Here is a 12,472-nt window from a genome sequence, read left to right as displayed (position 1 = left end):
CCAATGTCACATCAGTCAGACCTGATCGGCACCGACATCAACGCCTATCTCAAGCAGCACGAGCAGAAAGAACTTCTGCGGCTGCTGACCTGCGGCAGCGTGGACGACGGCAAGAGCACCCTCATCGGCCGGCTGCTGCACGACACCAGCATGATCTACGAGGACCAGCTGGCCGCGCTGGAGTCCGACAGCTCCAAGGTGGGTTCCACCGGCGAAAAGCTGGACCTGGCGCTGCTCGTGGACGGCCTCCAGGCCGAGCGGGAACAGGGCATCACCATCGACGTGGCCTACCGCTACTTCTCGACGGACAAGCGCAAGTTCATCATGGCGGATACCCCCGGCCATGAGCAGTACACACGGAACATGGCCACTGGCGCCTCCAACGCGCAGCTTGCGGTCATCCTGATTGACGCCCGCCACGGCGTACTCACCCAGACCAAACGCCACTCCTTCCTGGCGTCGCTTCTGGGGATCAAGCACGTGGTGGTCGCCATCAACAAGATGGACCTGGTCGACTACAGTGAACAACGCTTCAACGAGATCAAGGAGGCCTACCAGCACTACTGCGGCCACCTCGGTCTTGAGGACGTACGCTTCGTCCCCATTTCCGCCCTGGAAGGCGACAACGTCGTCAACGCCAGCGATAACATGCCCTGGTTCGACGGCCAGCCCATGATGCAGGTGCTGGAAACCGTACCGATTTCCCGCGACAAGGATTTCGAGCACTTCCGGTTCCCAGTGCAGTATGTCAACCGCCCGAATCTCGACTTCCGGGGCTTTTCCGGCACCATCGCCAGTGGCGTGGTCAAGCCGGACGATGAAGTGGTTGCCCTGCCCTCGGGCCGCTCCACCCGCGTGGACCGGGTCGTGACCTTCGAGGGCGACCAGGAGAAGGCCCATATCGACCAGGCCGTCACCCTGACCCTGAAGGACGAGATCGACGTCAGCCGCGGTGACATGCTGGTGCACGCCGGCAACATGCCCGAAGTGGCCACGGCCTTTAACGCCAACGTCGTCTGGATGACCGACGACCCCCTCGCTCCTGGACGCCAGTACGACATCAAGCAGGGCCCACGCTACACCTCCGGCGCCATGCGTAAGGTCCACTACAAGACCGATGTCAACACACTGGAGCAACAGCAGGGCAGCGAACTGGCCCTGAATGAAATCGGGCTGTGCGAGTTCGCCGTCAGCCACCCGCTGGCCTTCGACCCCTACCCGAACTGCGGCTCCACGGGCGCGTTCATCATCATTGATCGACTGACCAACATCACCATCGGCGCCGGCATGATCAAGAGCACGGCCAGCGACGCCGAAGGGCTGATGAACCCGGTCACCATCGAGGAATGGCAGCGCCGGCTCGACCAGAAGCCATTGATCATCAACTGTGGTGGGGATGCCGCGGACAAACTGGCCACAGCGCTCCAGCGCAGCCTGTTCGACGTGGGCAAGACCGCCACCGTGCTCGACAATACGAACACGGACTCGGAACAGGACCGTGGTAATATGGCCGAGGTCATGCGCAGCCAGGGACTGATCGTGCTGACCGCCGGCATCAGCGGCACGCCAGCGGACTACAGCGTCAATGCCGATGATGACGCCGGTATCAGCAAGGCGGTCCAGGAGCTGTTGCAAACACTACGCCGGGAACAGCGGTTGCAGGGCTGACCCATGGCCATCCACCAGCTCCGGCTCATAAGGGCCACCCTCCCCGGCGGCGGCCAGCCTGCCCAATCCACCGCGGGCGAGGCCATGGCCGAGCCGGGCGAGGATTACGAGGCGCTGCACCGTCAGCTCAAAAAGCTGTTCAACAGCCGGCCCGGCAAGGCTTACGGCCGCTTTTCAGACGACATCGCCAGCCACCCCATGCGCGGGTGGCTGGGTGACTACCTCGACGGTCGCCAGACCTTCGAGGCCTTCACCAACCAGGTCCTGGACCAATGGCAGGACGAAATCACCCGCGCGGACACGGACCCCGAGCGCCCACTGCTGATCGTGCATGAATCACTGGCCGATGGTGAGGTGCTGTACCTGTTCGCACTGGAAATGGATCCGGTCTTTACCCTGGACCCCAGCCTGGAACTCAAGCCCACCGAAACCATCAGCCGCTCCCGCCTGAACCTCGCGGCGCGGGTTGAGCTGGAAGGCTGGCGCGGCGAGCAGGGATCGGACAACTACCTGACGGTGCTCCAGGGTCGGGGTACCGGCGAGATCGGCAAGTGCTTCACGCGCCTGGTAGGCTTCCAGCAGGAAGTGGACGTAGAGGCGGAAACCCAGACCTTTCTGGAAGCGGTGGAGTCCTTTGCCCAGCAGCAGAAGGAGCCGGAACACGCCCAGACCGTGCGCCATCGCGCGTTTGAATTCTGCAACGAGCAGGAGGCACTGGGCGAGCCGGTACCGCTCTCAGCCCTTTCGAGCTATATTGATGACAGTGAGCCAGAGCGCTTTGCCGACCATGTTGCCGAATCCCAGGCGGTAGGGCCGGACCAGGTCCTGCACCCGGACCGGCGCAAGGTGAAGAAACTGGTCCGGATTGCGGGCAAGGGCAACGGACTGAGCCTGTCGTTTTCCTCCGACCTGGTCAACCAGGCCGTCCACTACGACCGCGACCGGGATGCGCTGGTGATCACCCAGGTTCCCCGCAGCCTCAAGGAACAGCTCCAGAGCTTTCTCGATCAGGGGGATGAATAACGGGGGTTTTTAAGGGACGAACATGCATCAGCGGGGGCTCTCATTGTGACCACCAACGCCGCTAGCTCGAACGCCAACCAGGGTGACACAGCCCTGACAACCTGCTTGCGCGAGGAGACCCGCCCCGAACACGACCGCATTGAAGCGGCCTTGGACATCCCCGACAGTATCCGCGAGCCAACGGATTACGTACGCTTGCTGGCCGGCTTCTATACGTTCTACCAGCCGTTGGAACAGCAGCTTCTGAGGCTCGATTGGCAGGGCAGCGACATTGATATGGAAGCGAGGTGCAAGGCCCCGCTTCTGGCCAGGGATCTGGAGGCCTGCGGCACGAAACCGGAAGGGCTCACCTTTTGTTCCCAGCTGCCGCCGCTACGGGACGCAGCTGAAGGCCTTGGCTGCCTTTATGTGCTGGAAGGAGCCACTCTGGGCGGGGAGGTTATCCATCGCCGACTGCATACAGGCCTTGGCTCCTGGCTGGAAAACCGGGACCGTTTCTACCGCTGCTACGGCGACGAGAGAGGCCGTATGTGGCGAGCGTTCAAGCAGGCTGCGAACCATTTCGGTCAGGCATGCGACCCGGCAGACCAAAGCCGCACCATCGACACAGCAAGGACCACCTTCCGGTTACTCCAGGCCTGGCTGGAGCGGCGCTGAAAACGCGTAACGCCGACCGGACTCCCCTTTGATGCTGTACATGGCCTGATCCGCCGCCCTCAGAAGAGATTCCGGATCCTCGCCATCCAAGGGATGGATCGCAATCCCCACACTGCTCGAAAGCCGGATATCACCGTGCTCAAAACGCAGTGCCTCCAGTGCCGCCACCAACCGCTGCGCACAGGCAGCCCCGTCTTCGCGGGCCGAGGCAATATTCTGAAATCCCTCCAAAAGACACACGAACTCATCTCCGCCCACCCGGGCCACCGTATCCCCCTCCCTCAGCACCGCGACGAAACGCTCTGCCACCCGCTGGAGAATGGCATCGCCAACCTCATGGCCGTAGTGATCATTGACAGGCTTGAAACCATCCAGATCCAGGAACAGCACAACCACATGCTCCCCTGTTCGGTTAACACGACGGAACACCTGGTTCAGCCGGTCGTCGAGCAGGTTGCGGTTGGGCAGCTGGGTCAACGCATCATGATTGGCGCGATACCGAAGGAGCCGTTCCACCTCACCGGCAAGATGGCTGGCAAGCCCATTCATCAAACGCTCCGCCGCCATATGATGGGCTTCTCCCCAGGGCAGGCTGCAACCACGCACCTGCCTTTGCCAGGCACCAAAGGAACGACGCGGATGAATACGGGGGCCACCGTCGGGCTTGTTGGTAACATCGCCCTCATTCGGGTCGCCCGCCCACAATTCGTGACGGACACGCTCACTACGCAGAAACAGCAGGGCGTCATTACGACCGCTGCCCAATCGCGCATAGAGAAAACCGCCCAACCAATCATACGAATGGCCCGCGGGTAGGGCGTGAATGCGATCCCGGATGTGACTACTGCTGACAGGCGCTAGCTTGGCCTCCTCGGCCACCTCGCTCTCGATTGCCTCCACAACGCCCGCCGGCACCTTTCGACCCAAGGTCACGCTCTGGCCGTGCAACCGCACCACCAGCGCTTCCGCGTCAAAAGCCTGAAGGATCTCACAGTGTTGCTTCAGCGCTGACAGCAACCCGACTTCGTCGTACTCAAGTTGATGGAGCACGGTGCGCATCTGGCCCACAATGGCCTCCGCCTCCTGCTCACGCTCCCTCTGTAGCGCCACGCGCAAAGCATCACCAGTACTCTGGACCACCATCCGCAGATAGGAGCGCAACATGGGCGAAATACGGTGCGGACGGGAATGATGGCACAGGATCATGCCCCAGAGCCCACCGTCGATCATCACCGACAGTGACAGACTGGATTCAACGCCCATGTTGCGCATGTATTCACGGTGTACCGGTGAAATGCTGCGGGTGGCACACCACGTCATATCCAAGGATGCTTGAGTGACGGGGTTCGGAGCGGGTACTAACGGCACAGCTTCATAACGGACTTCCGGTGTATGACGCACAGGATTAACCGCATAGAGGGCCCGGGCCTGCACCGGGATATCCGAAGCCGGGAAATGGTGGCCCAGGAACGAGGGCATGAACGCCTCGCGACACTCCGCGATCACCTCCCCATTCCAGTCTGAGTCAAACCGGTAGGCCATCACCTGGTCATAGCCGGTGCGACGGGCCACTTCATCCACCGCCGTCTGAAGGACCGTCATACTGGATGTTACCCGGCGGAAACCAAAATGGAACTGTTCCAGAGCCCGGAAAACGGTAGCACTCGTTTCTGACGCTGCAGGATAGGCTTCCACCTCGAGCACCAGCATGGCGCCGGTGCGATAGAGTGAGACCATGACCGACACCGGCGTGCCATCTGCCGCTTCCAGTTCCAGGTCGGTACGCTGAGGGGGTTCCCCGTCAACACTGGCATCACAGCCATGCAGAAACTGGCGCAATGCGGCAGGCAGAACCGTATCCAGCGAACGCCCAACCGCATCGGGCTGCTCCAGTCCAGGATAGTGAGCCAGGTTGGCGCTTACCTGAAGAACCTCAAAGGTCTCCGGGTGGGCAACCAACAGGCAGCCATGGGGCTGAATGGCATCCGGTATATGGATGGGTTCCCTATCACAGCCACTGAGGTCGCCAGTGGACGCGGGATCGGGATCTGGCGTCATATTGATGCGTGCATCCCCAGTCTGGCGGTTCGCCTTGCTGGCCAACCTGAAAGTCATTTCACTAACGACATAGTGGGCAACCCTCGCCAACTTCGCAAGCAAGTACCTCTCCCTCAACTGCAGACCGTTCCGAAACAGAGGTTGGCGTCAGGGTAACTGACAACGAGCCAGCACCCTGCTGACCACACTCGCTTCAGAGGACACTTACATCCCTACCTGTCCAGACGTTATAATCGCCGATCTTCCAACCACACAGAACGCCAGCAACCATGGGAAAGAAACTCTTCATCAAGACCCACGGCTGTCAGATGAACGAATACGACTCCTCGCGCATGATCGACCTGCTGCGCGAGAGTCACGAGGTGGAGTTGACGGATACCGCCGACGACGCGGACATCCTGCTGCTCAACACCTGCTCAATCCGCGAGAAGGCCCAGGAAAAGGTCTTCCACCAGCTTGGCCGCTGGAAGCACCTCAAGAAGGATAATCCGGACGCCATCATCGGCGTTGGCGGCTGCGTTGCCAGTCAGGAAGGTCAGGCCATCATCGACCGGGCCCCCTACGTGGACATGGTCTTTGGTCCCCAGACCCTGCACCGGCTGCCCGAAATGATTACCAAGGCCGATCATGAAGGCAGCGTTGGCGTGGTGGACGTGAGCTTCCCGGAGATCGAAAAGTTCGACGAGCTTCCTGGCCCGGGCGTGGACGGCCCCACCGCTTTCGTCTCCATCATGGAGGGCTGCAGCAAGTATTGCTCGTTCTGCGTGGTGCCCTACACCCGTGGTGAAGAGCTGAGCCGTCCGGTCGAGGACGTGCTGGAAGAAGTCCGGGACCTGGCCAGCCAGGGTGTTCGGGAAGTCAACCTTCTGGGCCAGAACGTCAACGCCTACGACGGCGAGACCCTTGATGGCGACACCATGGACCTGGCAGAGCTGATCACCTGGGTGGCGGACATCGACGGCATTGACCGCATCCGCTTCACCACCTCCCATCCGGTGGAGTTCTCGGACGCACTGATCAACGTCTACGCTCAGGTGCCAGAGCTGGTCAGCCATCTCCACCTGCCGGTCCAGGCCGGCTCGGACCGGATCCTGGCCCTGATGAAGCGCGGCCATACCGCCCTGGAATACAAGTCCAAGATCCGCAAGCTGCGCCGCATCCGCCCCAACCTGAGCCTGTCGTCGGACTTCATCATCGGCTTTCCGGGTGAAACGGAGAAGGACTTTGAAGACACCATGAAGCTGATCAACGACGTTGGCTTCGATGTCTCGTTCAGCTTCGTCTACAGTGCCCGCCCCGGCACTCCGGCAGCGGACCTGCCCGACGACACCCCCGAAGACGTCAAGAAGGAGCGTCTTTCAATCCTGCAGGACCGGATCAACCAGCAGGCCATGGCCATCAGCCGGAATATGGTCGGTAATATCGAGCGTATCCTGGTCACGGGTGTATCCAAGAAGGATCCGGGTGAGTACCAGGGCCGGACCGAGAACAACCGGGTGGTCAATTTCCGCACCGATGTGCCGGACGTGATTGGCTCCTTCGTGGACGTCGAGATCACCGAGGCATTGCCGAATTCCCTGCGCGGCGTCATGATCGACGCCAACCGTTACTGAATCGAGGCCCTTTTGAGCGCCGATACCCGCGAATTCCAGCTCGAACCCGCCGACACCGAACGTCTGGCCGCGCTCTGCGGCCAGTTCGATGAACACCTCAAGCACATTGAAAAACGCATGGGGGTGCGCATCGGCTACCGGGGGCACCACTTCCGGGTTACCGGTGATGGCGAGGCAGCCACTGCCGCCATGGAGGTGCTTAAGCACGTCTATCGAGAAACCGAAGCCAACGACGACATCAGCCCGGACACGGTCCACCTGTTCATCCGAGAGTCCGGCTTTGAACGGCTGCCCGAGACCAGTGACTACAACGGCACCCAACAGGTCATCGATACCCCCCGACTCAAGATCCAGCCACGGGGGGATAACCAGCAGCGCTATGTACACGCCATCCGGACTCATGACATCAACTTTGGCGTGGGTCCAGCCGGTACCGGCAAGACCTGGCTGGCGGTGGCCTGTGCCGTGGAAGCGCTCAAGGCGGAAGAGGTCAAGCGCGTCATGCTGGTGCGCCCGGCCGTAGAAGCCGGCGAAAAACTCGGCTTCCTGCCGGGAGATCTGTCCCAGAAGGTTGATCCCTACCTCAAGCCGCTCTACGACGCCCTTTATGAAATGCTCGGCTTCGAGCAGGTCAACAAGCTCATCGAGCGGGGCGTGATCGAGATCGCACCGTTGGCGTTCATGCGCGGACGCACACTGAACAACTCCTTCATCATTCTGGACGAGAGTCAGAACACCACCCGGGAACAGATGAAGATGTTTCTCACGCGCATCGGTTTTGGCTCCACGGCCATCATTACCGGTGATATCACCCAGATCGACCTGCCGCGTGGCCAGCATTCCGGGCTGGAGCATTCACTGCGGGTACTGCGGGATGTGAAGGGCATCGGCATCACCTATTTCGGCGCCGAGGACGTGGTCCGCCACCCGCTGGTCCAGCGCATTGTGGAAGCCTACGACGACTGGGACGACCGCAACGCATGAGCCAAGTCACCCTCGATCTGCAGCCCGCAACCCACAGCGCCAACGTCCCCACCAGGCATGATTTCCAGCGCTGGGTACGACAGGGCTGGCAGGGTGATCATGACACCGAGGTCACGCTGCGGCTGGTCGATGAAGCCGAAGGCCATGAGCTCAATCAACAGTACCGCGGCAAGGACTATCCCACCAATGTCCTGTCCTTCCCGTTTGAAGGACCGGCTGGCGTGGATCTGGGCCTTCTCGGCGACCTGGTCATCTGTGCTGGCGTGGTCGAACACGAAGCCCGGGAACAAAATAAGCCCCTTGAAGCCCACTGGGCACACCTGGTCATTCATGGCATGCTTCACCTTCAGGGTTATGATCATCAGGACGCCGCCGAGGCAGAGGCCATGGAAAGCCTTGAAGTACGCCTCCTTGCGGAACTGGGCTTTCCCGACCCCTATCGGTAGCATCCCGCGTACAGGAATCCGGAAGCGACCCCATGAGCGACGACTCATCCAATAGCCAGACGAAGAACTCCTGGCTGGAGCGATTATCCCAGGCCTTTTCCAGTGAGCCCCGTACACCTGAAGACCTGCTGCGCATCCTGCGCGACGCTGAGTTCCAGCAGCTGATCGACTCGGATGCTATGAGCATCATCGAGGGCGCGATGCAGGTCACGGACATGCGCGTGGAGGAGATCATGATCCCGCGCTCGCGCATGGTCACCGTCAAGGCGGAAGCGGATCCTGGCTCCTACATCAACGAGGTTATTGACTCCGCCCACTCACGCTTCCCGGCCATCGGGGATACATCCGATGACATCATTGGCATCCTGCTCGCCAAGGACCTGTTGCCGCTGGCCCTGCGTAACAACCTGACCCGGGACAGCATCCGCGACATCCTCCGCCCAGCCACGGTGGTGCCCGAAAGCAAGCGCTGTAACCAGCTGCTCAAGGAGTTCAAGGAGAACCGTAACCATATGGCAATCGTGGTGGACGAGTACGGCGGCGTGGCCGGGCTGATCACCATTGAGGACGTGCTTGAACAGATTGTGGGGGACATTGAGGACGAGCACGACGTGGATGACGATGACCGGATCCGCGAGCGCGAACACGGCATCTACGCCGTCAAGGCGCAGACCCCCATTGACGAGTTCAACGAATTCTTTGGAACAGCGCTGGATGAGGAAGCCTTCGACACCGTGGGCGGATTGATGCTCAAGGAGTTCGGCCGCCTGCCCAGACGGGGCGAAACCACGACCGTGGACCGGTTCCGGTTCAAGGTTCTCAACGCCGACAACCGCAAGATCCGCCTGATCCAGGTTAAACCCATCGCATGATGCCAGACACACCGTGATCCATAACCGCCTCTTCCGAATTCCCGCGCTGATCGGCGCCGGCGCACTCCAGACGCTGGCCTTTGCTCCCTTCTATCTATGGCCCACTGCCCTGTTGTCCCTTGTGCTGATCCTGCTCCTGTGCAGCGCCCGGGACGCAAGACCGCTGTTCCGGGACGGCTGGTTCCTGGGGCTGGGACTGTTCGGCAGCGGCGCTTCCTGGGTCTACGTCAGCATCCATGAATACGCGATGACGCCGGCTCCTTTGGCAGCGCTCATGACGCTTCTGTTTGCCATGGGCCTGGCCCTGTTTCCAGCCATTGCCTTCTGGTGCTGGGGGCGACTTGCCGGCAGCCACACCGGACGGAGTCTCTGGTTGTTCCCAGCGGTCTGGGTCCTGATGGACTGGGTGCGCGGCTGGCTCCTCACCGGCTTTCCCTGGCTTTATGCCGGCACCGCCCAGGTAGACGGCCCGCTCGCCGGCTGGGCGCCGGTTCTGGGCGTGCACGGCGTCACGCTGATCACAGCCGCCACGGCAGCCCTTCTGGTGGCGGCATGGCACCACCATCGGTCAACCGCCCGCTGGATCCCCGCCGCTTTCACGGCGCTCGCCCTGCTGCCCTGGCTGGCCGCGCCACTGCTCAACCTGGCGCAATGGACCCAGCCCGACGGCGATCCGCTATCGGTGGCGGCCGTCCAGGGCAACATCTCCCAGCATGACAAATGGGACCCGGCCATGCTCCGGAAACAGATCCGGATCTACCGGGAGCTCACGGAGCCCCTCTGGGGCCGGGACCTCATTCTCTGGCCTGAAACCGCCCTGCCCGCCACCCAGGGACAGGCCGTCCAGGTATTGGATGCCCTCGAAAGCCGCGCCTTTGCGAACGGCACCACCCTGATCACCGGCCTGCCCTGGTACGGTAACAGCCGGCACTATCCAGAGCCGGTGTTCCATAACAGCCTGATGACTGTGGGACCCGGACAGGGCACCTATCACAAGCAACGGCTCGTTCCTTTCGGTGAGTACGTGCCGTTTGAGTCACTGCTGAGGGGCACCCTCCAGTTCCTGAGCCTGCCCATGTCGGTTTTCCGGCCCGGCCCGGAAAACCAGCCGCCGCTACGGTTCCAGGATGTCAGCACCCACCCGGCCATCTGTTATGAAATTGCTTATGCGGATTTCGTCGCCCAGCAAGCGGCGGACACCAGCTTCCTGACCACCGTGAGCAACGATGCCTGGTTCGGGCATTCCCTGGGCCCCTTCCAGCATCACCAGATTGCGCGCATGCGCGCCCTGGAAACCGGCCGGGAACTGCTGCGCAGTACCAACAACGGCCTAACCTCGATTGTTGACCGGCAAGGCCGGATCCGCGCCCAGGCCAGGCACTATGAACGGGATGTTCTGAAAGGAGAGATCCAACCGGTAACAGGAACCACGCCTTTCATGGCGACAGGCTCCTGGCCGGTGGTAACGCTGGCGGCCGTGTTGATCGTCTTCGGCCGCCAGCGCCGCAATACCCGTTAAGCGACGAAGGCGACAAGCCCATCAAGGGCCATCAAACCACCCAGAAGTACGCCACCGAGAGCGAGCGCCAGCAGCGCATTCACGGAATACTTAAGGGCTTTGTACTGGCGCCGGTTGGTCTTTTTGAGCTCACGCACCCTGGCCAGAGCCGGAGAAATGCGCGCAAACAGGTTGTTGGCAAAGCCACGCTGGTCGCCATCCATGTTGGGCACGACCGTCAGGCGCATCAGGCCCTTGTAGAAGAAATTGATCACCCGCCCCAGCAACCAGGTGGGCCGCTCCACGTCACACATCAGGATGAGCCGGTACTGGTCCGCGTCGTTGTGGGCATAGTGGAGGTAGGTCTCGTCAAAAATCAGGTCGTCCCCGTCCCGCCAGGAATAGTCCCTGCCATCGATGTTGATGTAGCAGCGATCATCATTCGGGGTTGCCAGGCCCAGGTGATAGCGCAGCGAACAGGCCACCGGGTCCGCGTGGCGCGTAAGCTGGGAGCCCACCGGCAGGATCGAGAACATCGCTCCGTTCACCGACGGTACCTGATCCAGGATCTTCAGCGTTTCCGGGCAACTCGATTGTGCCGAGTTGTGCTTGGTGCCGTACCACTTGAGGTAGAACTTGCTCCAGCCGTACTTCTGGAAGGTGCGGAAGCCGATGTCGTAGTAAGCACTGGAGTCCGGATCACTGGTCTGGTCGAAAACCCGGTCCTCATACAAGCCCAGCGCTTCCTGACGGATGGTTTCCCAGTTGTCCTGGATCACCTGGAGTTCCGGGAACTGCTCCCTGTCCATGATGGGCGCCCGCGCCCGCTTTTTCGTGAACAGGTACAGCAGGCAATTCAGCGGACTGAAGATCGGCCAGCCCTTGCGCCAGTATTCACCAGCGCTCTTATACCGTTCCTGGCCCCGGAAGCGGTACACGTAGACCATGGAGCCCACGACAAAACCAACAATCAACAGAAAAACGGCCAGAGAGACCGACATAGCAACACTCCCAGAATACATGCCTCAATGAAGCATGCATTCTGGGACAGTTAGAGAACTCATTCAAAGAATGCAGGCTCAGACTGTGCTGGGATCCACATCCGGCGTATGCGCCGTGACCCGCTCAAAGTAGTGGGATTCACACCACTCGCACGGCTCCAGGCGCGTGGTTTCCGCCAGTGTTCTCATACGGCCACAGTTCAGGCACCGCAGCACCCCCGCCATGGCCAGCTCACCCGCGAAATAGTGGTCCGGATCCGTATCCTGCAGTTTCTGCTGCAACTCCAGGGTATCCAGCCGGGTAGGGTCGGCAATCGACAACAGGCGATCGACCAGCCAGTCCTCAATCAACTCCAGGTCCACCCGCAGCCACTCGGCCACACCGTCGCCCGTTCCGGAGACAAACCCCAATAGATGGGAGAGATCCCGACGCAGATAAGTCGAGAGCAGGTTGAGCTCATCACGGGTCAGTTCCGTCACCTCCTGCTCAAACTCAACCGCTTCCTCAATCTCCTGCTGCAGCTGTTCCCAGGTACGCTCCTCCGCCTCCGCCAGACGGGACTCCACCCGTTCGAGCATGCGATTATAGGACTTCTCGGCACCGTCACTGAGACGGGGGCGCTGTTTTTCGGCCACGGTTCTCTCCTTATCT

General features: G+C 61.2%; 11 protein-coding genes. 8 read left to right on the top strand and 3 right to left on the bottom strand.

Going from position 1 to position 12,472, the window contains the following annotated elements; translation table 11 throughout:
* The first annotated feature begins 3 nt into the window (after positions 1-3).
* The 3 genes from cysN to AC1RQI_RS04005 are packed head-to-tail and all read left to right on the top strand — an operon-like array spanning position 4 to position 3,348.
* Complete coding sequence (gene cysN / locus AC1RQI_RS04015) at positions 4-1,668, top strand: sulfate adenylyltransferase subunit CysN (RefSeq protein WP_481903756.1); 1,665 nt, start codon at positions 4-6, stop codon at positions 1,666-1,668.
* Positions 1,669-1,671: 3 nt separating this feature from the next.
* Positions 1,672-2,691 (top strand): nucleoid-associated protein, encoded by a 1,020-nt coding sequence (locus AC1RQI_RS04010; protein WP_481903755.1) that lies wholly within the window; start codon positions 1,672-1,674, stop codon positions 2,689-2,691.
* A gap of 45 nt (positions 2,692-2,736) precedes the next feature.
* Positions 2,737-3,348, top strand: coding sequence for a biliverdin-producing heme oxygenase (locus AC1RQI_RS04005; protein ID WP_481903754.1), 612 nt, complete (start codon positions 2,737-2,739; stop codon positions 3,346-3,348).
* On the opposite strand, the gene AC1RQI_RS04000 is transcribed toward AC1RQI_RS04005, so the two are convergent.
* Entirely contained in the window at positions 3,319-5,406 is a 2,088-nt protein-coding gene (locus AC1RQI_RS04000; protein WP_481903753.1) for a bifunctional diguanylate cyclase/phosphodiesterase, read from the bottom strand. The two genes, AC1RQI_RS04005 and AC1RQI_RS04000, sit on opposite strands and share 30 nt — an antisense overlap.
* A gap of 269 nt (positions 5,407-5,675) precedes the next feature.
* Between AC1RQI_RS04000 and miaB the strand changes: the two genes are divergently transcribed.
* From miaB to lnt, 5 genes are read left to right on the top strand one after another with little or no spacing between them, the layout of a single operon-like run.
* Entirely contained in the window at positions 5,676-7,019 is a 1,344-nt protein-coding gene (miaB, locus tag AC1RQI_RS03995; protein ID WP_481903752.1) for a tRNA (N6-isopentenyl adenosine(37)-C2)-methylthiotransferase MiaB, read from the top strand.
* Between the two features lie 12 nt (positions 7,020-7,031).
* Entirely contained in the window at positions 7,032-8,003 is a 972-nt protein-coding gene (locus AC1RQI_RS03990) for a PhoH family protein (RefSeq protein ID WP_481903751.1), read from the top strand.
* Positions 8,000-8,449 (top strand): rRNA maturation RNase YbeY, encoded by a 450-nt coding sequence (ybeY, locus tag AC1RQI_RS03985; protein ID WP_481903750.1) that lies wholly within the window; start codon positions 8,000-8,002, stop codon positions 8,447-8,449. The genes AC1RQI_RS03990 and ybeY overlap by 4 nt, the downstream gene beginning before the upstream one ends.
* A gap of 32 nt (positions 8,450-8,481) precedes the next feature.
* On the top strand, positions 8,482-9,321 hold the full coding sequence (locus AC1RQI_RS03980) for an HlyC/CorC family transporter (protein ID WP_416635296.1): 840 nt from the start codon (positions 8,482-8,484) through the stop codon (positions 9,319-9,321).
* A gap of 13 nt (positions 9,322-9,334) precedes the next feature.
* The gene (gene lnt / locus AC1RQI_RS03975) at positions 9,335-10,840 is read left to right on the top strand and encodes an apolipoprotein N-acyltransferase (RefSeq protein WP_481903749.1); all 1,506 of its coding nucleotides are present in this window, start codon (positions 9,335-9,337) and stop codon (positions 10,838-10,840) included.
* On the opposite strand, the gene AC1RQI_RS03970 is transcribed toward lnt, so the two are convergent.
* Both AC1RQI_RS03970 and AC1RQI_RS03965 read right to left on the bottom strand, forming a co-directional pair.
* Positions 10,837-11,820, bottom strand: coding sequence for an aspartyl/asparaginyl beta-hydroxylase domain-containing protein (locus AC1RQI_RS03970; protein WP_416635299.1), 984 nt, complete (start codon positions 11,818-11,820; stop codon positions 10,837-10,839). The two genes, lnt and AC1RQI_RS03970, sit on opposite strands and share 4 nt — an antisense overlap.
* A gap of 78 nt (positions 11,821-11,898) precedes the next feature.
* Entirely contained in the window at positions 11,899-12,456 is a 558-nt protein-coding gene (locus tag AC1RQI_RS03965) for a zinc ribbon-containing protein (protein WP_416635300.1), read from the bottom strand.
* Between the last annotated feature and the right edge of the window lie 16 nt (positions 12,457-12,472).

This window comes from Salicola sp. AFF1 (assembly GCF_056783195.1).
The sequence above is the reverse complement of the archived record's forward strand: the minus strand, read 5'-3'. Positions and strand labels throughout refer to the sequence as shown.